19 protein-coding genes and 1 pseudogene are annotated in these 20,898 nt (G+C 71.1%); 8 read left to right on the forward strand and 12 right to left on the reverse strand.

Going from position 1 to position 20,898, the window contains the following annotated elements:
* Positions 1 to 34: 34 nt before the first annotated feature.
* Positions 35 to 1,012 (reverse strand): ArsR/SmtB family transcription factor, encoded by a 978-nt coding sequence (locus tag ACFWJW_RS32190; RefSeq protein ID WP_387247763.1) that lies wholly within the window; start codon positions 1,010 to 1,012, stop codon positions 35 to 37.
* A gap of 239 nt (positions 1,013 to 1,251) precedes the next feature.
* On the opposite strand from ACFWJW_RS32190, the gene ACFWJW_RS32195 reads away from it, so the two are divergent.
* Both ACFWJW_RS32195 and ACFWJW_RS32200 read left to right on the forward strand, forming a co-directional pair.
* Positions 1,252 to 2,280: an ATP-binding cassette domain-containing protein gene (locus ACFWJW_RS32195; protein ID WP_387247765.1), complete on the forward strand. Its 1,029-nt coding sequence runs from the start codon at positions 1,252 to 1,254 to the stop codon at positions 2,278 to 2,280.
* Positions 2,277 to 3,107 (forward strand): ABC transporter permease, encoded by an 831-nt coding sequence (locus tag ACFWJW_RS32200; RefSeq protein ID WP_387247767.1) that lies wholly within the window; start codon positions 2,277 to 2,279, stop codon positions 3,105 to 3,107. Before ACFWJW_RS32195 ends, ACFWJW_RS32200 begins: the two co-directional genes overlap by 4 nt.
* Positions 3,108 to 3,211: 104 nt before the next feature.
* Here ACFWJW_RS32200 and ACFWJW_RS32205 read toward each other — a convergent pair whose 3' ends face one another.
* Positions 3,212 to 6,592: a BTAD domain-containing putative transcriptional regulator gene (locus ACFWJW_RS32205; protein ID WP_387247769.1), complete on the reverse strand. Its 3,381-nt coding sequence runs from the start codon at positions 6,590 to 6,592 to the stop codon at positions 3,212 to 3,214.
* 173 nt (positions 6,593 to 6,765) lie between these two features.
* On the opposite strand from ACFWJW_RS32205, the gene ACFWJW_RS32210 reads away from it, so the two are divergent.
* Complete coding sequence (locus ACFWJW_RS32210; RefSeq protein WP_387247771.1) at positions 6,766 to 7,572, forward strand: site-2 protease family protein; 807 nt, start codon at positions 6,766 to 6,768, stop codon at positions 7,570 to 7,572.
* A gap of 60 nt (positions 7,573 to 7,632) precedes the next feature.
* On the opposite strand, the gene ACFWJW_RS32215 is transcribed toward ACFWJW_RS32210, so the two are convergent.
* The 7 genes and pseudogenes from ACFWJW_RS32215 to ACFWJW_RS32245 all read right to left on the reverse strand — a co-directional run bounded on the left by ACFWJW_RS32215 (position 7,633) and on the right by ACFWJW_RS32245 (position 13,218).
* Positions 7,633 to 7,842, reverse strand: coding sequence for a hypothetical protein (locus tag ACFWJW_RS32215; protein WP_042154130.1), 210 nt, complete (start codon positions 7,840 to 7,842; stop codon positions 7,633 to 7,635).
* Positions 7,843 to 7,925: 83 nt separating this feature from the next.
* Complete coding sequence (gene npdG / locus ACFWJW_RS32220; protein WP_387247773.1) at positions 7,926 to 8,657, reverse strand: NADPH-dependent F420 reductase; 732 nt, start codon at positions 8,655 to 8,657, stop codon at positions 7,926 to 7,928.
* A 63-nt stretch (positions 8,658 to 8,720) separates the two neighbouring features.
* Positions 8,721 to 9,569, reverse strand: coding sequence for a carbohydrate ABC transporter permease (locus tag ACFWJW_RS32225; protein ID WP_387247775.1), 849 nt, complete (start codon positions 9,567 to 9,569; stop codon positions 8,721 to 8,723).
* Positions 9,566 to 10,567, reverse strand: coding sequence for a carbohydrate ABC transporter permease (locus ACFWJW_RS32230; RefSeq protein ID WP_387247810.1), 1,002 nt, complete (start codon positions 10,565 to 10,567; stop codon positions 9,566 to 9,568). Before ACFWJW_RS32230 ends, ACFWJW_RS32225 begins: the two co-directional genes overlap by 4 nt.
* Positions 10,564 to 11,889 (reverse strand): ABC transporter substrate-binding protein, encoded by a 1,326-nt coding sequence (locus ACFWJW_RS32235; RefSeq protein ID WP_387247777.1) that lies wholly within the window; start codon positions 11,887 to 11,889, stop codon positions 10,564 to 10,566. Before ACFWJW_RS32235 ends, ACFWJW_RS32230 begins: the two co-directional genes overlap by 4 nt.
* A gap of 181 nt (positions 11,890 to 12,070) precedes the next feature.
* Positions 12,071 to 12,334: pseudogene (locus tag ACFWJW_RS32240) on the reverse strand (exo-alpha-sialidase); the annotation flags it as partial.
* A gap of 197 nt (positions 12,335 to 12,531) precedes the next feature.
* Positions 12,532 to 13,218 (reverse strand): FadR/GntR family transcriptional regulator, encoded by a 687-nt coding sequence (locus ACFWJW_RS32245; protein ID WP_387247779.1) that lies wholly within the window; start codon positions 13,216 to 13,218, stop codon positions 12,532 to 12,534.
* A gap of 156 nt (positions 13,219 to 13,374) precedes the next feature.
* Here ACFWJW_RS32245 and ACFWJW_RS32250 point away from each other — a divergent pair, with 156 nt between their 5' ends.
* Positions 13,375 to 14,349 carry a dihydrodipicolinate synthase family protein gene (locus ACFWJW_RS32250; protein WP_387247781.1) on the forward strand — a complete coding sequence of 325 codons (975 nt, stop codon included), beginning with the start codon at positions 13,375 to 13,377 and terminating at the stop codon, positions 14,347 to 14,349.
* On the opposite strand, the gene ACFWJW_RS32255 is transcribed toward ACFWJW_RS32250, so the two are convergent.
* On the reverse strand, positions 14,346 to 15,731 hold the full coding sequence (locus ACFWJW_RS32255; protein ID WP_387247783.1) for a hypothetical protein: 1,386 nt from the start codon (positions 15,729 to 15,731) through the stop codon (positions 14,346 to 14,348). The genes ACFWJW_RS32250 and ACFWJW_RS32255 overlap by 4 nt on opposite strands.
* Positions 15,732 to 15,892: 161 nt before the next feature.
* Here ACFWJW_RS32255 and ACFWJW_RS32260 point away from each other — a divergent pair, with 161 nt between their 5' ends.
* The gene (locus tag ACFWJW_RS32260) at positions 15,893 to 16,522 is read left to right on the forward strand and encodes a hypothetical protein (protein ID WP_387247784.1); all 630 of its coding nucleotides are present in this window, start codon (positions 15,893 to 15,895) and stop codon (positions 16,520 to 16,522) included.
* Positions 16,523 to 16,615: 93 nt separating this feature from the next.
* On the opposite strand, the gene ACFWJW_RS32265 is transcribed toward ACFWJW_RS32260, so the two are convergent.
* The gene (locus ACFWJW_RS32265) at positions 16,616 to 16,858 is read right to left on the reverse strand and encodes a hypothetical protein (RefSeq protein WP_387247786.1); all 243 of its coding nucleotides are present in this window, start codon (positions 16,856 to 16,858) and stop codon (positions 16,616 to 16,618) included.
* Between the two features lie 65 nt (positions 16,859 to 16,923).
* Between ACFWJW_RS32265 and map the strand changes: the two genes are divergently transcribed.
* Together map and ACFWJW_RS32275 are read left to right on the forward strand one after the other, a co-directional pair.
* Entirely contained in the window at positions 16,924 to 17,781 is an 858-nt protein-coding gene (gene map / locus ACFWJW_RS32270) for a type I methionyl aminopeptidase (RefSeq protein WP_006605980.1), read from the forward strand.
* Positions 17,782 to 17,952: 171 nt separating this feature from the next.
* Complete coding sequence (locus ACFWJW_RS32275) at positions 17,953 to 18,642, forward strand: heme oxygenase (biliverdin-producing) (protein ID WP_387247788.1); 690 nt, start codon at positions 17,953 to 17,955, stop codon at positions 18,640 to 18,642.
* A 132-nt stretch (positions 18,643 to 18,774) separates the two neighbouring features.
* Here the strand turns inward: ACFWJW_RS32275 and ACFWJW_RS32280 are convergent, their stop codons facing one another.
* On the reverse strand, positions 18,775 to 19,440 hold the full coding sequence (locus ACFWJW_RS32280) for a PhzF family phenazine biosynthesis protein (protein ID WP_387247790.1): 666 nt from the start codon (positions 19,438 to 19,440) through the stop codon (positions 18,775 to 18,777).
* A 300-nt stretch (positions 19,441 to 19,740) separates the two neighbouring features.
* On the opposite strand from ACFWJW_RS32280, the gene efeO reads away from it, so the two are divergent.
* Complete coding sequence (efeO, locus tag ACFWJW_RS32285; RefSeq protein ID WP_387247792.1) at positions 19,741 to 20,895, forward strand: iron uptake system protein EfeO; 1,155 nt, start codon at positions 19,741 to 19,743, stop codon at positions 20,893 to 20,895.
* Positions 20,896 to 20,898 lie beyond the last annotated feature (3 nt).

Below are 20,898 nucleotides of genomic sequence, written 5' to 3' on the forward strand. Positions count from 1 at the left end.
TGCCTTGTGCCCTTGCCCCACGGTGGCCGTTCGGTCAGCAGCACAACAGGGCCTTCCCCAGCGGCTTGAGCGTGTGCTGGACACTGCCGCCCGAGCGCTGCGAAGAGATGAGCCCGGCCTCCCGGAGGATCGCGGTGTGGTGGCTGGCAGCAGCCGGTGACACCTCCAGCCGGCGGGCCAGTTCAGAGGTGGTGCAGCCGTCGGCTATGGCCTCCAGGGCCGCAGCGCGGGTGTTGCCCACAAGAGCGGCGCAGGGGCTCTTCACACCGCCATGAGCCCTGCCGGAGCCATGGGTGGAATACTCCCAGCCCGGGCGTGGCTTGACCGGATAGACGAGCACCGGCGGCAGTTGTGGATCCCTCAGCATCATCGGGCCGTGTGAGCAGAAGAACGAGGGGATCAGCCGCAGTCCGCGACCGTCCAGGCGGATGTCCCGGTCCGGACTCTCGGAGTGCACCTCCAGCAGGGGGTATTGCCAACGCACCTGTGGACACAGGGAATTGAGCAGTACGTCGATGCCGCTGCTCTGAAGGGCCAGTGTCCGTAACGACGAGTCGGCCTGGACATGGCTGCGGAGCTGGGATTCATAGGGGCGAACAGCCACGGAGTAGTACTCGCGCATCGCGTCCGCGATACGGGGCAGGTTCCTTGGCCTCAGGTCACGGACCCACAAGGGAATACGGTGGAGCCGGGCGAAAAGGCCGAGGTCGGCACGGAAGCGATCGGGTGAGGTGGCCGCCAGGCTCCGAAGCCCCTGTTCCAGACCGAGTGCGGAGCCCGTCGGGGTGAGGAAGTCGGGGCGGTAGCCGCGTGGTGGTGCGAGCGTGAGCAGTGCGCGAGCCGAGCCGTCGAGCCGGGGGAGCGTCCGCCGGCGCCAGCGGGTGAAGGCCGGCGCGCCCTCATGGCGCTGGAGGACGTGCATGCTGAGCACTGCCTCCCACAGGGGATCGGGCCGCTCGGCGATATGCGTTCTGGCGAGATCCGCCACGTTGAAGTAAATGCGTACGGTCATCCACGCTCCCCCATTCCCCCGGCCCCGTTTCCCCCGAAACTCGCCCAGAACACCAACGACTTAAGATGCCCCACGCATTTTTAACCGGTCGTGATCGAGCAGTGTCAAACCGGCCCGGGTATACCCGTGGGGCACCGGGCGAAAAGGGAGCGTGCACCATCGGCCCGCCGTAGGGGGCGCCGGACCCGCTGTCGGCAGCCTGTAGGCGCCGTGTCGGTGGCGGCTGACACCGTAAAGACATGACGCGAAAGACGATATCCGCCAAGGGCGGCAACGCCGTGGAGGTGCGCGGGCTGGTCAAGCACTTCGGCGCGGTGAAGGCCGTTGACGGGGTGGACCTGAACGTGAAGGAAGGCACCGTGCTCGGGGTGCTCGGCCCCAACGGTGCCGGGAAGACGACGCTGGTGCGCTGCCTGTCCACCCTCGTGGTGCCGGACGCCGGCCGGGCCGTGGTGGCCGGCTTCGACGTGGTGCGCCAGCCCCGCGCGCTGCGCCGCACCATCGGCCTGACCGGGCAGTACGCCTCTGTCGACGAGAAGCTCTCCGGCTGGGAGAACCTCTACATGATCGGGCGGCTGCTCGATCTGTCCCGCAAGGACGCCCGCCGGCGCGCGGACGAGATGCTGGAGCGGTTCTCGCTGACCGACGCCGCCAAGCGGCCCGCCGCCAAGTACTCCGGCGGGATGCGCCGCCGGCTCGACCTGGCCGCCTCGATGATCGGCCGGCCGGCGGTGCTCTTCCTGGACGAGCCGACCACCGGTCTGGACCCCCGTACCCGTAACGAGGTGTGGGAGGAGGTCCAGCGGATGGTGCGCGAGGGCGCGACGGTGCTGCTGACCACCCAGTACATGGAAGAGGCCGAGCAGTTGGCGAACGAGCTGACGGTGGTCGACCGCGGCCGGGTGATCGCCGAGGGCCGGGTCGACGAGCTGAAGGCCAAGGTCGGCGGGCGGACGCTCCAGATCCAGCCGTCGGACGAGAGCGAGCTGGGCCGGATGGTCACCGCCATCGAGCAGGCCGGACTGGACGGCATCGCGGGGGCCACCGCTGACCACCACGGGGGAGTGGTCAACGTGCCGATCATCAGCGATGAGCAGCTGACCGAGGTGGTCGGTCTGCTCAGCCGGCAGGGCTTCACGCTCGCCGGGATCAGCACCCATCTACCCAGCCTGGACGAGGTGTTCCTGGCCATCACCGGCCAGAAGACCTCCCGGGCCGACACAGCCGAGGACGACATGGACCAGCAGTACGCGGGGGTGCCGGCATGAGTACCGTGACGATGACGGCGCCGGTCACCAGGCCCGGCGCCGACGAGGGCCGGATCGGACTCCGTGCCAATCTGCGGCACATCGGCGCCCTGGTGCGCCGTAACGCCCTCCAGATCAAACAGGACCCGGAGTCGATGTTCGACGTCCTGCTGATGCCGATCATCTTCATCCTGCTGTTCACCTACGTCTTCGGCGGCGCCATCGCCGGCAAGGACAACCAGCAGGAGTACATCCAGCGCCTGGTGCCCGGCATGATGGCGATGATGGGCATGAACATCGCCATGGCGGTGGGCACCGGCGTCAACGAGGACTTCCGCAAGGGAGTGATGGACCGCTTCCGGACGATGCCCATCGCCCGGTCCTCGGTCCTGATAGCCAAGATCGTCGTCGAGATCGGCCGGATGCTGGTCGCCACCGCGATCCTGCTCGGCATGGGCTTTCTGCTGGGCCTGGAAATCCGGGGCGGCATCGTGGAGTTCCTCGGGGCCATCGCGCTGTCCACGGTCTTCGGCGCGGCCCTGATGTGGATCTTCATCCTGCTGGGGCTCGCCGTGAAGACCCCGCAAGCGGTCCAGGGCATGGCGATGGTGGTGCTGATGCCGCTCCAGTTCGGCTCGTCGATCTTCGCGCCGCCGACGTCGATGCCCGGCTGGCTGGAGGGCTTCACCCAGGTCAATCCGGTCTCCAACCTGGCGGACGCGGCCCGTGCGCTGGTCAACGGCGAGGGCGCGGTGGCGCACCCGACACTGGTCACGCTCGGCTGGGCGGTCGCCATCACGGCGGTCACCATGCCGCTCGCGGTGCGGAAGTTCCGCACGAAGACCTGATGCGCGTCCCGCGGGGGGGGCTCCCCCGCGGGACGGCTTTGGCCGGCCACCGGTGAGCCGTCGGCCGGCGGCGACGAGACGGCGCGCTTCCCGCCCGGCGCGCGTCAGATGAGGGCGGCGGCCTCCTCGAGTGAGAGGCCACCGCCTTCGGCGTACGCGCGGGCGTACGCCGTATCGCCCAGCAGTGCCCGCGCCGCCTCCTCCGTACGCGCCCGGTCCCTGCGGATCAGCTGCGGCGGCACCTGGCCGTCCGCCCGCAGCGCGTCGTACGCACCCACCAGACGCGCCGCGTCCCGGCCCGCCGCGGCGCCCCGCTCGGCCATCAACACCCGTGCGCCGGTGAGGAGTTGGACCACCGGAAGGTCCGGCGCCACCAGCTGCGCCATGGAGTCCTGCAACAGCTCCATGGACTGCCGGAACCTCGGCAGCAGCCCCTCCCGGCAGCCCTCGTCCACATCCAGCGAGATCAGCAGGGCCTGAAGCATCCCGGAGAAGACGTCGGGGGCGCGCGGGGCGAACAGCTCCTGGACGTGCTCGAGTTCGGTCCGCGCCTCCTGGAGGCGCCCCGTCGCCGTCAGCCGCATCGCGAGGGTCAGCCGCGCGAACGGCTCGGTGTCCCGGCCGCTGTTGCCCTTCGCGGCGTCGGCCAGCACCTCGCGCAGCATCCGCTCACCGGCCTCCGCCTGGCCGTCCTCGATCAGCACGGCGCCCAGCCGGCAGCGCAGCAGCAGGATCTGGCCGTGTGCCCGCAGGTCCTCGGCATGCACCATCGCCGCCCGGTAGTCGTCCGCCGCCGCCCCGTACGCACCTCGCCTCTCATGGCTCTCGCCGCGCCCGGACAGCGCCTCGGCCGCGCCCCAGGCGTCGCCGAGCCGGAGGAAGAGCCGCAGCGCCTCGTCGGCGTCGTCGGCCGCCTGCGCCAGCACGCCGGGGTGGTCGTTGAAGACCTTGGAGCGCAGCTGGAGGGTGTAGGCCAACTCCCAGTCGTAGCCGAAGCCGCGGCAGGCCCGCACCGCGCCGTCGACCAGCTCCGCCAGCTCGTCGACCCGCCCGGTGACCATCACCGCGTAGAACCACATCACGCCGGGCACCTTGCAGGTCTGCGGCATGCCGGGGCGGTAGGCGGCGAGCAGCCCCGCCAGCTCCTCCTTCATCACCGGATCGCGCAGCGCCGCGATATCGCTGTCCATGCTGGCGAGCGCGACCAGCCGGACCTCACGGCGGGCCTCCAGCAGCTGCTCGGGCGCCATCGGCGGCGGGCGGTCGATGGGGCTCTCGTGCAGGTCGGGGGCGGGTTCGGCGGGCTCGGCGAAGGGGTTGGGGCCGAGCGCGCCGGCCGCGGTCGCCCAGTGCCGGGCATCGCTGCGGTGGTCCCGCAGCGACCAGAACCACTGGAGGGACAGCACCAGACACAGCGCCTCGTGCTCGTCCCCGGCGGCCAGGGCCCGGCGCAGCGCGGTGCGCAGGTTGTCGTGCTCCAGCTCCAGCCGCTCCATACCGGCGCGCTGGCCGGGTCCGCGCAACAACGGGTCGGTGGTACGGGCCAGTTCGCGGTAGGCGACGAGATGCCGGCGCTCGGCACCGGCGCGCTCCCCCGCCTCGTCCAGCCGCTCCCCGGCGTACTCCCCCACGGTCTCCAGCAGCCGGTAGCGCATCTGCCCGCCGGTGCCGGCTTCCTGGCCGGCCGGCGCCGCCACCACCAGCGACTTGTCGATCAGCGAGCCGAGCAGCCCGGCCACCTCGCGTCCGTCGACCCCGTCGCCCGCGCACACCTCCTCCGCGGCGGCCAGATCACACCCGCCGGCGAAGACGGACAGCCGCCGCAGCACGGCCCGTTCGGGCTCATCGGTCAGTTCCCAGGACCAGTCCACGACGGCGCGCAGCGTCTGCTGCCGGGGCAGCAGGGTCCGGCTGCCGCTGGTCAGCAGCCGGAACCGGTCGTCGAGGCGGTCGGCCAGCTGCCGCGGCGAGAGCAACCGCAGCCGGGCGGCGGCGAGTTCGATGGCGAGCGGCAGCCCGTCCAGCCGGCGGCAGATCTCGGTGCAGGCCGCCGGGTCGTCCTCGACCCGGAAGCCGGGGCGGGCGGCGGCCCCGCGGTCGGCGAGCAGCCGCAGCGCGACCGGGTCGGGCAGCGGCTCGACCGGCCGCAGCACCTCACCCGGTACGGCCAGCGGCTCCCGGCTGGTGGCCAGCACCGTCACCCCGGGGCAGTCGGCCAGCAGCCGCTCGGTGAGCTCGGCCGCGGCGTCGATCACATGCTCGCAGTTGTCGAGGACGAGCAGCATCCGGCGTCCCGCGCAGTGCTCGGCGAGCCGGGCGAGCGGGTCCAGCGCCGTGGGGTCGGCGGCGGCGCGCAGCCCCTCCGCGGTGGTGCCGCGGACGACGGTCTCGCGGGCGCCGAGTGCGGTCAGCACCGCCTCGGGCACGGTCTGCGGATCGTCCACCGGCGCCAGTTCGGCCAGCCATACGCCGTGCGGCCAGGTCTCCGGCGCGGCGGCCGCGGCGGTCTCGGCGCCCTCCTGCGACAGCCGGGTCTTCCCGGCGCCACCGGGGCCCAGCAGCGTCACCAGCCGGTGCGCGGCCAGATCGGCGCGGATCGCCGCGAGATCGGTGTCCCGCCCGACGAAGGAGGTGAGCCGGGGCCGGAGATTGCCGGGGCGGGGGTGGGGGTGGGGGTGAGGGTGAGGGTCGGGGGTCCTGGGGTGGCCGGTGGCCGGGGCGCCGGGTATCAGGGGCGGCGGGGGGTTCGTCGGCGGATGCTGCGGCGGGGGACGGAGCAACTCCGCGTGCAGGGTGCGCAGTTCCGGGCCCGGGTCGGCGCCGAGGCGTTCGGCGAGGCCGATGCGTATCTCCTCGTAGGCCGCCAGGGCCTCCGCGGTGCGGCCGGCGGCGCGCAGGGCGTGCAGCCGCAGGGCCTGGAGCGGCTCGTCGAGGGGGTGGTCCTCGCACAGCGCGAGGAGGGCGGGCAGCGCCTGGGCGGCCCGGCCGAGGGCGATATCGGCGGCGAGGCGGCTGCACTGGGCGTCCAGCCGGCGGCGCTCGGCACGGGCCACCTCGACGCCGGCGTCCGGGAGATCGGCGAGGACCGGGCCGCGCCAGAGCGCCAGGGCGTCATCGAGCAGGGCGGCGGCCCGGGCCGGATCCGCGTCGGCCAGCGCCCGGGCGCCCTCCGCCGCGAGACGTTCGAAGCGGTGCAGATCGACGGCGTCGGGCTCGGCGCACAGCCGGTAGCCGCCGTCGACCGAGGCGATCTCGGCATGGCCCAGGGCGCGGCGCAGCCGGCCGACCAGTGCCTGGAGCGCACCGGCCGCGTCGGCGGGCGGGTCCGCGCCCCAGATGTCGTCGATCAGCGACTCCGGGGACAGCGCCCGGCCGGGCCGCAGCGCGAGGGCGGCGAGCAGCGCACGCAGGCGTGCGCCACCGAGGGCGACGGGGGTGCCGTCGGCCCGTCCTGCCTGGGTGGTGCCGAGAATTCCGTAATGCACCGGCCCATTGTCGTGCAAGGCGGAAGCCGGAAGGTATCGGCTTTCGATTTCGGGGCACGGGGACCGGGAGGAGGGGTCCCGCGGACGCAGCAGTTCCGCGGGGACCGTGCGCCGCGCGCCCCGCCGCGGTTACGGTCAGGGCTGCCCCTCACCAGAATCCGGGAGCCCGCACCATGACCACAGCAATCCGGCGCGCCGACCGCCGCGTCAGCCCGGTCTTCCTCGCGCTTGCCGCCGTCATGGCGGTGTCGGGGTGGGCCGTGTGGGCCGGGACGCTCGGGGAGTACACCGGTGTCGCGGTGTTCTGCTTCGTGGTGTCCGGCTGGGTGGTCTCGCTGTGTCTGCACGAGTACGCCCACGCGCGCACCGCGCTGCACAGCGGTGACATCTCCGTGGAGGCCAAGGGCTATCTCACCCTGAACCCGCTGAAATACACCCATGCGCTGCTGAGCATCGTGCTGCCGGTGATCTTCGTGATCATGGGCGGGATCGGACTGCCGGGCGGTGCGGTGTTCATCGAGCGCGGCCGGATCCGGGGGCGCTGGCGGCACAGCCTGATCTCGGCGGCCGGGCCGCTGACGAACATCCTGTTCGCGGCGGTGTGCACGGCGCCGTTCTGGCTGCACGCGCTGTCGGGCGTACCGGCCGTGTTCCGCTACGCGCTGGCCTTCCTGGCCCTGCTCCAGGTGACCGCGGCGATCTTGAACTTCCTGCCGGTCCCGGGGCTGGACGGCTACGGCGTGCTCGAACCGTGGCTGTCGCGGAAGCTGCGGCGGCAGGTGGAGCCGTTCGCGCCGTTCGGACTGCTGGCGGTCTTCGTCTTCCTGTGGGTGCCGGAGGTCAACCGGGTGTTCTTCGACCTGGTCGACGCGATCCTGCGCGGCCTCGGCGTCTCGGAGCTGGAGACCTTCATCGGCCAGGAGTACTTCCGCTTCTGGCAGGGCGCACCGCAGCTCCCGCAGACCGGCGGGTTCTTCTGAGGGCGGGGGCGCTACTGACGGCGGGGGCCGCGTACGTCTGCCGGCGCGGGCCCTCGGGCCTCAGCCGGCTGCCCCGGACCGCTGGATCTTCGCCTTGCGGAGGTAGAACCACGCCATGTTGCTGGAGATGCCCGCCAGCAGGATCCAGACGACGCCGACGAAGCTGCCCTCCACGAAGGCGACGACCGCCGCGGCGACGGAGAGGACGCACACGGCGAGGGCCATCAGGGCGAGTCGCCGGGCCGGGCCGGGCGGGGGCAAGAGGGACATGGGGGCGGCTCCTGTCGGGAGTGGTCGGACCTCCCCAGTGTCCCCCATGCCGGCGCTCCCCCGCCCCCTCCCCCTCCTCCCCCTCAGACGTCCGTGACCCGCAGCCCCGCGTGGGCCTTGTAGCGGCGGTTGACCGAGATCAGGTTGGCGACCAGCGACTCGACCTGGTGGGCGTTGCGCAGTCGGCCGGCGAAGACACCGCGCATACCGGGGATACGGGCGGCGAGCGCCTGCACCACATCGGTGTCGGCGCGGGACTCGCCGAGCACCATCACATCGGTGTCGATCTGCTCGACCTCCGGGTCCTGGAGCAGCACCGCGGACAGATGGTGGAACGCGGCGGTGACCCGGGCCCCGGGCAGCAGGGCCGCGGCCTGCTCGGCGGCGCTGCCCTCCTCCGGCTTCAGCGCGTAGGCGCCCTTCTTGTCGAAGCCGAGCGGGTTGACGCAGTCGATGACGAGCTTGCCGTCCAGCTCGTCGCGGAGCGCCTGAAGGGTCTTGGCATGGCCCTCCCAGGGCACCGCGACGATCACGACATCGCTGCGCCGGGCGCATTCGGCGTTCTCCGCGCCCTCGATGCCCAGGCCGAGCTCCCCGGCGGCGGTCAGCGCGCGCTCGGCGGCCCGGGAACCGATGATCACCTTCTGGCCGGCCCTGGCCAGCCGGTAGGCCAGGCCGCGGCCCTGGTCGCCGGTGCCGCCGAGGACGCCGACCACCAGGCCGGAGACGTCCGGGAGGTCCCAGGGGTCGCGCTGGAGGGCGGCCTTCGCACGGGTCGCGGCGTTCGGGGACCGGGAAGCGTCAGAAGTAGTCATGACAGCGATACTGTCACGCCCCGACGGCGAGCCGGGCATGCCCTCGACAGCGATCCGGCCCCCTCACGCCTTCACGCTCCCCTCGGTCAGCCCCGTACGCCAGTACCGCTGGAGCACCGTCATCAGCACCATCAGCGGCACCACGGACAGGAACGCGCCGCCCACCGTGTACTGGTAGAGCACCGGTTGGCGGTCCGCGTAGCCGGTCCAGGAGGTCAGGCCCAGCTGGATCGGGTAGAGGCCGGAGTCCGAGAGCATCACCAGCGGCAGGAAGTAGTTGTTCCAGATGTGGACGAACTGGAAGAGGAAGACGGTGACCAGCGCCGGGGTCATCAGCCGCAGCCCGAGCCCGCCGAAGATCCGGGCCTCCCCGGCGCCGTCGATCCGGGCCGCCTCCAGCAGCGAGTCGGGGACCGCGGCAGCCGCGTAGATCCGGCACAGATAGACGCCGAACGGGCTGACCATGCCGGGGATCAGCACCGCCCAGTAGGTGTTGGCCAGTCCGATCGCGCTGAAGAGGAAGTAGAGCGGCAGGGCCAGGGCCGTGCCGGGGATCAGCACCCCGGCGAGCACCACGTTGAACAGCGCCTCCCGGCCGCGGAACGGGAACTTCGCCAGCGCATAACCGGCCGCGGCGGACAGCAGGGTGGCGCAGACCGCGCCGGCCCCGGCGTAGAGGAGCGAGTTGGCGAACCAGCGGGCGTAGCTGCCGTGGTCGTAGGTGAGGACGTCGAGGAGGTACGCGAGGGGGCGCGGATGGTCGGAGAACCAGAAGCCGAAGGTGCCGAAGAGGTCGGCGCTGTTCTTGGTGGCGGAGACGGCCAGCCAGTAGACGGGCACCAGGAAGTAGAGCGCGGCGACGGTCAGCAGGGAGGCGGTGATGATCCGGTAGCGGACCGGGGGCCGGGTCATCCGTGCTCCTTCCCGCGTCCGCCGACCAGCCGCAGAAAGCCGAAGGACAGTACGCAGGCCACCAGCGCGAGCAATACCGCCTCGGCCGCCGCCGCATGCTGGTTGTTGCCGACGAACGCCTCGCTGTAGGCGTGCAGGTTGGGGGTGAAGCCGGAGTCGATGGAGGAGGCCAGCGGGCGCAGCACCATGGGTTCGGCGAACAGCTGGAGGGTGCCGATGATGCTGAAGACACCGGTGAGCACCAACGCCGGCCGGATCAGCGGGAGTTTGATGTGCCGGGCGACCTGCCAGGCGCTCGCCCCGTCGATCCGGGCGGCCTCGTACAACTCCCCCGGTACGGCCTTGAGCTGCGCGATCAGCACCAGCATGTTGTAGCCGGTGAACTGCCAGGTGACGATGTTGGCGAGGGACCACAGGACGGTGCCGCGGGAGAGGAAGTCGAGGTCCCAGCCCACCGCGCCGGCGATCTTCACCAGCGGGCTGATGCCCGGTACGTACAGGAAGCCCCACAGGATCGAGGCGATCACGCCGGGCACGCCGTACGGCAGGAAGAAGGCGCTGCGGAAGAACGGGACGGCGCGGGCGCTCGCGCTCTCCAGCAGCAGGGCCAGGGCGGTGGCGAGCGCGATCATCAGCGGGATCTGCACGACGCCGAAGAGCAGCACCCGGCCGAAGCCGGTCAGGAACCGGTCGTCGGCGAGCGCCTGGGCGTAGTTGGCGAGGCCCGCGAAGACCTCGTGCTCCTGGCCGCCGAGGCCGAGCGGGCCGGTCCGTTCGGTCGTGAACAGGCTCTGGTGGAGGGCGTAGCCGATCGGGGCGAGGAAGCAGAGGCCGAAGAGGGCGAAGAAGGGCAGCACGAACGCGGTCGCGGCGCGGGCGTTGCGGGCCTCGGCGCGGGAGGCGCGGCGCCGGGGTCCGCGGCGGCTCCGGCGGGCCGGCCGCGGGGTGACCGCCGCCGGCCGGCCCGGGGTGTCCCGGCTCAGCACCTCCCGGTTCATCCGCTCTCCACCTTCAGACCTTTGCCCTTGAGGTCGGCGAGGGTCTGGCCCTGCACCTTGGCCAGGACCGAGCGGAAGGAGCTGCCGTCGGCGAGCGCGTCGGTGAAGGCGTCGCCGAGCCGCTGGTAGAGGGTGTCCACGCCGGGTCCCCACCGCCAGCTGGTGTCGACATGCGCGCCGGCGTCCGCGAAGACCTTGCTGTACGCCTGGCCGCCGAAGAAGTCCTTGTCGACGTCGAGGTCCGTGGTGGCGTACCCCTTCTTGGCGCTGGGGAAGCCGTAGCCGCCGTCGATCAGCAGCTTGATCGAGTCCGGGTCGGTGTTGAGCCAGACGGCGAAGTCCAGGGCGTCCTTGGGGTAGCGGGCCTTGGCGAAGACGGCGGTGGTCGAGCCGCCCCAGTTGGCGCATGCCTGCTCGCCCGCCTTCCACTGCGGCAGCGGTGCGGCCCGCCACTTCCCCTTGGTGCCCGGCGCGTTGCCGACCAGCAGGGCGTCGCCCCAACTGGCGCCCACCCAGGCCGGGATGGCGCCGGTCTGGAGGTCCTTGTACCAGGCGTTCTGCCGGTCCGGGATGGTCTTGACGAGCTTCCGCCGGACCAGGGACTCCCAGTAGTCGGCGACCCGGCGGGTGGGTTCGTCGTCGAGGTGCACGATCCAGGTGTCGCCCTGCGTCCGGTACCACTTGGCGCCGGCCTGCCAGGCGAGGCCGGCGAAGCGGTTGCCGTTGGTGGGCGCGAAGGTCTCGATCCAGGCGCCCTTCTTGCGGACGGCCTTGGCGGCGGTCTCGTACTCGTCCCAGGTCCGCGGGGTCGGCACGTCCCACCTGTCGAAGAGGTCCTGGCGCAGGAACAGGCCCATCGGTCCGGACGCCTGCGGGATGGCGTAGAGGCTTTTGCCGAAGACGGACTGCTGCCACTGCCAGCCGGAGAACTTGTCCTTGTGACGGGCGGCGCCGAGCGGGGCGAGGTCCAGCAGCCCGTTGTCGAGCAGGAAGCTGGGGACCACCGGGAATTCGATCTGGCCGAGGTCGGGCGGGTTGCCGGCCTTGATGGCGGCGTGCATCTTCGCGTACTGCTGGCCGTTGACGGCCGACACCTTCTCGACCTTGACCTGGACGTCCGGGTGCTTGCGGTTCCACAGGTCGACGGGCTTGTCGATGCCCGGCACCCAGGACCAGAAGGTCAGGCTGATCTTCTGCCCCTTCTTGCGCTCCTCGGGTGCCCGGCCGTCGTCGCCGTCGCCGCAGCCGGCGAGCGCGAAGCCGGCGGCGAGGGCGGCCGCCCCGCCCAGGACCGTTCTGCGGTGCAGGGGATTGCTGGCCATGTCGGCTCCTCCACGGGGATGCGGCGGAAGGTGATCGTCGAGTAGGCGCTGAAGTCGCCCGTCTCGTAGAGCAGTCCGACGCTGTCGCGGTCGAGGCGGACGAGGTCGGAGTAGCCGGCCGGGAGCCCGGAGACGGTGTGTGCGGTCTTCCCCCACGCTCGGCTTCGCTCGCGCGGGGGGACCCCCTGTCGAGGACGACCGGTGCGGGGTTGCCCGCGGTGCCGGTGCCGTTGCGGGCGACGGCCTGGAGGGGGCCCCAGGTACGGCCGCCGTCCGCGGACCGTTTGAGGACGAGGTGGAGGGTGCCGGAGTCGGCGGGCGAGGAGACCCGGCCCTCGGTGAAGGCAAGGAGGACCCCGGAGCGCGCCCGGACCACGGCGGGGATCCGGAAGCTGGTGCACCCCTCGGTCCCGGCCCGGTACGGCACTGGGCTCTCGTACGCCATGGGTCACCCCCAATGGGCAAGGACGTAGGATGTCCCTCGTCCTGCGGCGACCATAGGGAGTGCCCAACTGGCCGTCAAGACGGCCCACATGACACCTTTCCGTGCCGGCGACGGGCACCCCGACACCGGGTGACATCCCGGTGAACGGGATCGGTCACGCCCGCACCGGTGCCATGATCCAAGCGGCACCCCCTAGGTCACTGCTCGGACAGCCGCCGCCGGATGCCGTCGAAGTGCCGGTGTATGGCCTTCACGGCGCGGTCGCCGTCGCCCGCCTCCAACGCGTCCACGATCTCCTGGTGCTGGCGGTGCGTCACCACCGGATCGGGCCGGTCGTCGGAGAAGTCCTCCCGCACCCGCCGCAGCGCCGCCCAGAACGCGTCCAGCACCTCGCTCAGCAGATGGTTGCCCAGCGAGCGGTACAGGGCGAGGTGGAAGGCCCGGTCGGTGGCGCTCTGCACCTGCCCGCCGCGCGCCTCCTCCGCCATCCGCTGCACCAGCCCCTTGAGGACGGCGAGATCCTCGGCGGGCAGATTGCGGGCGACCGCGCCGATCAGGCCCGCCTCCAGCGCCTCACGGACCTCCATCAGCTCGTACAGGCTCGGCTCGCCCTGGTGGTGGCGGACCGCGGCACGGAAGGCGACGCCCTCGACGAACGGCTCCAGGGTGAGCGGGCCGACATAGGTGCCGAAGCCGTGCCGGATCTCCACGATGCGCATGGCCTGGAGCGCCTTGAGCGCCTCGCGCACCGAGTTGCGGCTGACGTCGAGCAGGGCGACCAGCTCGGCCTCGGTGGGCAGCGGATCCCCCGGCGTCAGCCGGCCCTTCAGGATCAGCTGCTTGATCTGGGCCTGCACATCCTCGGACATCGTCCCTCGCGCCATGGATCTCCCTCTCCCGCTCCCGCGTCTGCCGTGCCGCCGGCCCTCCGCCACCTGCCCCGCCGTGACCGCTGATCCTTGACCGACCGCCTGTGAACAGGTCTATTGTGCTCGACATAGGACATCCCATGTCCTGTCCGATCGGAGCCCGGAGCCCCCATGGCACTGCCCGCCCCCCTGCACGGCGTCATCCCGCCGGTCTGCACCCCGCTGGACCCGCGCGGCGAGATCGACACCGCCTCTCTGACGCGTCTGGTGAACCACCTCGTCAACGGCGGCGTGCACGGCCTGTTCGCGCTCGGCTCCACCAGCGAGGTCGCCTACCTCACCGACGCCCAGCGCGGCACCGCCCTGGAGGCCGTCATCAAGGCCGCGGACGGCCGGGTCCCGGTGCTCGCCGGGGTCATCGACACCACCACCCCCCGGGTGCTCGACCACGCCCGGACCGCCGCCGCGCTGGGCGCCGACGCCCTGGTCGCCACCGCGCCCTTCTACACCCGCACCCACCCCCGGGAGATCGCCGCCCACTTCCGCCATCTGCGCACGGCCGTGGACCTCCCCCTGTTCGCCTACGACATCCCCGTCGCCGTCCACAGCAAGCTGTCCCCGTCGCTGGTGCGCGAGCTGGCCGAGGACGGCACGCTCGCCGGGCTCAAGGACAGCAGCGGCGACGAGGGCTCGCTGCGCCGTCTGCTCACCGCGCTCGGCGGCCGCACCGCCCGGCGCACCGGTCCCGCCCCCGGCTTCTCGGTGCTCACGGGTTCCGAACTCACTGTGGACGCCGCCCTGTTGGCGGGTGCCGACGGCGTCGTCCCCGGTATCGGCAATGTCGACCCGGCGGCCTACGTACGCCTCTACGACGCCGCCCGGGCCGGCGACTGGGAACAGGCCGCCGCCGAACAGGAACGCCTGGTCACCCTCTTCTCCCTGGTCGACGTCGGCCCGGAGACCGAGATGGGCCGCAGCTCCTCCGCCCTGGGCGCCTTCAAGGCGGCACTCCACCTCCTCGGCGTGATCGACCGGAGCGCCACCGCCTTTCCCCAACGCCCGCTGAGCGACGACGCCGTGGCAGAGGTAGGACGTCGGCTCACGGAGGCGGGCCTGCTGAAGCGGGGCGGCGCGAACACTCCCTAGGGATCCACCCGCATCTCGGCGATGCTCTCCGTGTTCTGGTCCCGCACCAGGGCGTCGATCGCTTCCGCCTCCTTCTCCTCCTTCTTGAACTGATCCGGCCTGCCCTTGAATTGATGGTCGGCGGACTGGAATCGCGTATACAAAGACGCCATCCGCTCCTTCCTGTTCGCCCTCAGCTGCGATTTCGCCAGCAGCCTCTTCTGCGCCTCCGTCACCTTCGACGGGAAGAATCTGATCGTACGAGCGATCGGCTGGTCGCCGAGCACCATGCGCATCAGACTCTGCGAAGGCAACCTGGTCTGGGTGCACTTAGCACTCCCCGGCGCCGCCGGAGCGATTTCCAGGGAAAACTTTCCGCTACAGGTGGCGGACGTTGTCGAGTCGCCGGTATGTGTCAGCGTCGAGAGATGGACCACGAGGCGAACCATGTCCTGCTTGTCGCCGCGCGCATCGAACACAAATGATTTGTACCACTTCTGCCCCGGCATCAGGATTTCGCCGGACTGCATGACATCGTCGAACGTCAAGAGCATGACGTACTTACCGAGGTGCGTTTGGTTCGCGGTGGCCCCGTCCAGCTTGTCGACCACCGTCTGTGCGGACATCCCCTCGGCCGACTGCATATGGTAGCCGCGCACCGTATACATGGCACCGAGAACATCGGCGGGCGCCGACCCTTCGTTGTGGAGGGTGATTTCTCCCCGCAGGTGCGAGACACCGCGAGAGTGCCCCAGCTCAGTGAGCCGCGAGGTCACACTCACGCGAGGGCTGTCATGGGTCGGCTTGTAGAAGTTCATGTACCAGAACTGGATCACTCCCGCCAAGGGCAGCAAGGCAATGGCCGCCGTTCCGACCTTCGACAGCTCAATGTGATCGAAGGCGAAGGCACGGACGATGACCGCCACCGCGAAAGCGACCAATAAAAACGCGACAACCGTCACCAGCAGGTCCCAGAATTCATCGTGAATGGGACTGTAGATCTCGACCCAGATGGGAATGAAGAGCATGGGAATGGAGGAAGCCTGGGCCACCAGCACGACCGGCTCCCGCCATGCATTCACCTCACCGCTTCGGCGATGCCGCTGAAACGTCTTCTTGAGCTCCTGGAAGACACGCCAGGCAGCGATCCCGTTCAGGATGGCAATCACGATCCGAAGCACCGCGGAAACAACCTGTTCACGCGGATACTTGATCACATCATAGATGGCACTGCCGGAAAACAGCAGGGCTTCGAAGACGAGGACAGCGCAGAGCAGCTGCACCCGGCTCCGGCGCTGAAATGCCTTGCTCCAGAGGGACGGCAGGGAATGCCACGCACCTTTCATGCCGCGTGCGGAAGCATTCGCCGCGCCTTTCCTCCGGCGTGTGGGAAATGTGGGCATGGCCCACAGTTAAGAGCAGCCCGATCGGCTCTCCGCGGCGCCGCGCGGCCATTGCCCCGGATGGGCCCCCGCCGGCGCCCCGCACACCCCCAAGTCCCGTACGGGTGACACCGGTTGAAACGGCAACCGAAAGGGGCCGTGCTGCGGCACCATTGCGGAGCATGGATGCCGTACGGGTCGCATTGCTGCGTGAGGTCCTCGCGGGGACCGAGTGGATTCAGGCCACCCGCCGCTTCGCCGGGGCGCTGCGGGGCGCCGTCGTCCCGCACGGGGGCGGGCTGCTGCTGGTCGGCAGCGCCGCGTACGAGCCCTGGCATCTGGCCGCGCATCTGGACGACGAGGCCGCCTGGTCGGGGCTGCCGGAGCTGTCACCGACCCTGGTGCGGCACCGTGTCCCGGGCGGGGCACCGGCCCATCTGGCGGTCGGACTGGGCCGGTTGGAGGCGGCCGGGCGGGGCGAGACGCTGCTGGTCGTGGCGCCGGGGCAGCCGGGGGCCGAGCTGCTGGAGCGGGTGCACGACGCCCGCCGGAACGGCGCCACGGTGCTCGCCCTGGACGACGGCGACCGCGATCTGCACGCCCTGGCCCATGACGCGCTCGCCGCACCCCCGGCCCCGCCCGGCGCGGCCGCCGGGGCCTCGCCGGACCTCGACCTGGACACCGTCCAGCATCTGGTGAGCGCGGCCGCCGGGGAGAACAGCCTGCCCGCCCCCCGCGGCCGCCGCCGCTTCCGCGACCGTCTGGCCCGCCTCGCCGATCAGCTGACCGCCCCGCCACCACCCCGCTGGTAGCTTTCCGCCCCACCCGCGAGCCGGCCGAGGTCCCTGCGGGCCGGCCGAGGTCCCTGCGGGCCGGCCAGGAGGCCCCTGCGGCCCCGGCCCCCCCTAGTCGCCCTCCGCGCCGGTCTTCCCCTTGTCCGCGTCCATGTCATGCCACTTCGGGTCGGTCTCCCACTCCAGATTCCGCTCGCGGGCGGTCTCCATGGCGTGCGCCGCCTCCTCGCGGGTGGCATACGGGCCGAAGCGGTCGGCGGCGCGGCACTCGGGCCCCTCTTCGACCGTCCCGTGCTTGAGGCAGTAGTACCACTCGCCCTGTTTGCCGACCGTACGCCTCTTGAACAGCGCCATTGCCGCCTCCTGTGGATGTCCCGTGCCACCATCCTGCCCGACGGCCCGCGGATACACTCGCTGACATGTCTGGCCAGTCGCTTCTTGCCCCGGGGAAGATCTCCCCCACCCGCCCCGTCCCCGCCTCGATCCCGCGCCCCGAGTACGTCGGGAAGGACGCGCCCACCCCGTACACGGGGCCCGAGGTGCAGGACGCCGAAACGATCGAGAAGATGCGGATCGCCGGCCGGATCGCCGCGCAGGCGATGGCGGAGGCCGCCAAGCTGATCGCGCCGGGCGTGACCACCGATGAACTGGACCGGGTCGCCCATGAGTTCATGTGTGATCACGGCGCCTACCCGTCCACGCTCGGCTACCGCGGCTTCCCCAAGTCGCTGTGCTCCTCGCTCAACGAGGTCATCTGCCACGGCATCCCGGACTCGACCGTCCTCAAGGACGGCGACATCGTGAACCTGGACGTCACCGCGTACATCAACGGGGTGCACGGCGACAACAACGCCACCTACCTGTGCGGCGACGTGGACGAGGAGTCCACGCTGCTGGTCGAGCGCACCCGGGAGGCGCTCAACCGCGCGATCAAGGCCGTCAAGCCGGGCCGGCAGATCAACATCATCGGCCGGGTCATCGAGTCGTACGCCAAGCGCTTCGGCTACGGAGTGGTCCGTGACTTCACCGGCCACGGCATCAATTCCTCCTTCCACTCCGGCCTGATCGTTCCGCACTACGACAGCCCGCACCACACCACCGACATCAAGCCCGGCATGACCTTCACGATCGAGCCGATGCTGACGCTGGGGTCCTACGACTACGACATGTGGGACGACGGCTGGACGGTCGTGACCAAGGACCGCAAGCGGACCGCGCAATTCGAGCACACGCTGGTGGTCACGGACACCGGGGCGGAGATCCTCACGCTGCCCTGACGGGAGCGGGGACACTCTTTACCGACAGCGCGTCGGGAACAGGGGTAGGCTCGTTACCGACAGGACGTCGGGAACGGTTGACGCGGGCCGCGGGTTAGGTAACCCTAAGTTCGGCGGCTCGGCGGAGCCGGCCTCTTCCCGTCCGCTGCCCTCGGTCCCCGGAGGTCCGCCTTGGAAACGTCCAGCCCGACCCCGCCCGCCCCCTCCGCTCCGTCCGCTCCGTTTTCGACGGTGATCCGCACCGCGTCCCACGAGCAGCACACGGAGGCCGAGAACTCCTCCTTCATGAGCGATCTGCTCGGCGGCCGGCTCGGCGTCCGGGCCTACCGGCGCTACACCGAGCAGCTGTGGTTCGTCTACCGCGCGCTGGAAGGCGCCTCCGGGCCGCTCGCCGGGGATCCGGTGGCGGGCCCCTTCCTCCGGCCCGAGCTGGCCCGCACCGCCGCGCTGGAGCGCGACCTCGCCCATCTCGGCGGGCCGTCCTGGCGCACCGGCCTGGTGCCGCTGCCGGCCACCGCGGCCTACGCGGACCGGGTGGCGGCCTGCGCCCGAGACTGGCCGGCCGGTTTCGTCGCCCACCACTACACCCGCTATCTCGGCGATCTCTCCGGCGGCCAGATCATCCGTGGCACCGCGGAGAAGACCTGGGGCTTCGCCCGCAAGGGCGACGGGGTGCGCTTCTACGTCTTCGAGGACATCCCCAACCCCGCCGCCTTCAAGCGGGAGTACCGGGCGCTGCTGGACGCGCTGCCCGTGGACGACCTGGAGAAGCAGCGGGTGGTGGAGGAGTGCAAGCGGGCCTTCCGGCTGAACAGTGCGGTCTTCCGGGAGCTGGGCGAGCAGTTCCCGCTGAGCGCGTAGCGGCCGTTCGCCCGTTCCGCGCCTGCTGTCGCCGAAGTCCCTTCTGCCACAACTGCCGTCGGCGGCCGTTTTGCCTCAACCGCCGCTGGACGCCTGCTCGTTGATGCCTTCCGGGGGGACCGCCGCGCCGGGTCAAGGGGCGGCGCGGCGCACCCGTCCCCCTACGGCGATGGTGCCGTCGGAATGGGTGCGGGTGAGGATCCGCGAGCCGGTGCCCTGGCGAATGTCGAGCGGGCGGCCCAGCTCATGGGTGAGCAGCATGGCGGCGGCGCCGGTCGCCTCGTCCTCGGCGACACCGGCGCCGCGGCGCGGGAAGCCCCGGGCCCGGACCACGCCCGCGGCCTCGTCCTGCCAGGCCCAGGCGTAGAGCCAGCCCTCGCCCGGTGGCGGCGCGGGCAGCGCGTCGACCTCGGCCACCGAGGCGTACCGCCTAGTCGTCCGGGCGGTCACCCACTCCGCGCGACCGCGCACCCAGGTCACGTCCCCCTCGAAGCCGACCGCCACCTCACCGGCCGGCGGGCGCAGGGTGCGTGGCGGCCGTCCCAGGCTCCGCAGCAGCCAGGCCAGACCGACCAGCGGATGGCCCGCGAACGGGAGCCGGACGCCGGGGGTGTGAATGTCCACGGTGCCGCGGACGGCGTCGTCGAGGAAGACGGTTTCGCTGAAGCCGAGTTCGGCGGCGAGCGCGGCGCGGGCATCGGCGCCGGGGAGCGCGGCCCCGTCGCGGACCACGCCCAGAGCGTTGCCGCCGGCCCCGTCCGGTCCGCAGAACACCCGGAGCACATCAAGATCGGTCATCCGGCCAGTGAACAGCAGAGCCGGGAGGGGGCGACAGGAGCCCGGTGGCGGTGGCCGGATTTCGACGGTCATGGACCCTCGCGAACGAGGCCCCTTACCTTGACCGGCGCATGGCGGTTCCGTGACCGGGCGCGGGCCAATCCGTAATCAGGCCGTTGTCCATGAGAGCGGGATCACTCGCCAGGCCGGGCAGAAATAGGTAAGCCTCGGTTAAGTTAGGGCCGCCTTAGTGGCGACCCCGGCCATTGTCTATCGTTCCGTACGCCGTTTCCGTACATCCGAGCCCGCTTGGAGCTTTGTATGCGTGCCCTTCGTCCCGCCGCCGTCGCCGCCATCGCGGCAGCCACGGCCGTCACCGCCGTCTCCGGCTGCGCCGCGAAGAACGACGGCAAAGGGGGCAGCGGCAAGGGAACCATCGAGGTGACCGCGACCGACACCAGCTGTGAGCTCTCCGCCAAGGAATTCCCCGCCGGACATGTCCGGTTCGCGGTGCAGAACAAGGGCTCCAAGGTCACCGAGGTCTACCTCTACGCGGCCGGCGACCGGATCGTGACCGAGCGGGAGAACATCGGTCCCGGCACCCGGACGGAGATCACCGCCGAGGTCAAGGCCGGTTCGTACGAAATCGCCTGCAAGCCGGGCATGAAGGGCGACGGCCTCCGCCAGAAGGTGACCGCCGGCGGCAAGGGCACGGCCGCCAAGCGCGGCCCCAAGCTGGACGCCGCGGTCGCCGCGTACCGCAAGTACGTCCAGGAGCAGGCCGACCAGACCCTCCCGGCGGCGCAGAAGTTCGCCGACGCGGTCAAGGACGGCGATGTCGAGGCCGCCAAGAAGACCTATGCGCTCTCGCGGGTCGGCTGGGAGCGCACCGAGCCGGTCGCCGAGTCGTTCGGTGACATCGACCCCAAGGTCGATGTGCGCGCCGACGGCCTGGACAAGGGCCAGAAGTGGACCGGCTGGCACAAGCTGGAGAAGTCCCTGTGGGAGGAGAAGAAGATCTCCGGGGACGACAAGAAGCTGGCCGGGCAGCTCATCACCGACCTGAAGGACTGGCAGAAGCGGGTCGGCACGGCCGAGATCACCCCGACCAGCATGGCCAACGGTGCCAAGGAGCTGCTCGACGAGGTCGCCACCGGCAAGGTCACCGGTGAGGAAGAGCGCTACAGCCACACCGACCTGCTCGACTTCCACGCCAATGTCGAGGGCGCCGAGAAGACCTACGAGCTGCTGAAGCCGGTCGTCGGCAAGAACGACCCGGCGCTCGCCAAGGAGCTGGACAAGCAGTTCAAGGTGATCGGCGACCTGCTCGACGAGCACCGCGACAGCGACTCCGCCGACGGCTTCGCCTCGTACGACACGGTCGACAAGGGCGAGCGCAAGAGGCTCTCCGACGGGGTCAACGCGCTGGCCGAGCCGCTGTCCAAGCTGGCCGCCGCCGTGGCCGGCGCCAAGTAGTCC

Source organism: Streptomyces sp. NPDC127097 (genome assembly GCF_042724075.1).
Lineage (GTDB): Bacteria > Actinomycetota > Actinomycetes > Streptomycetales > Streptomycetaceae > Streptomyces.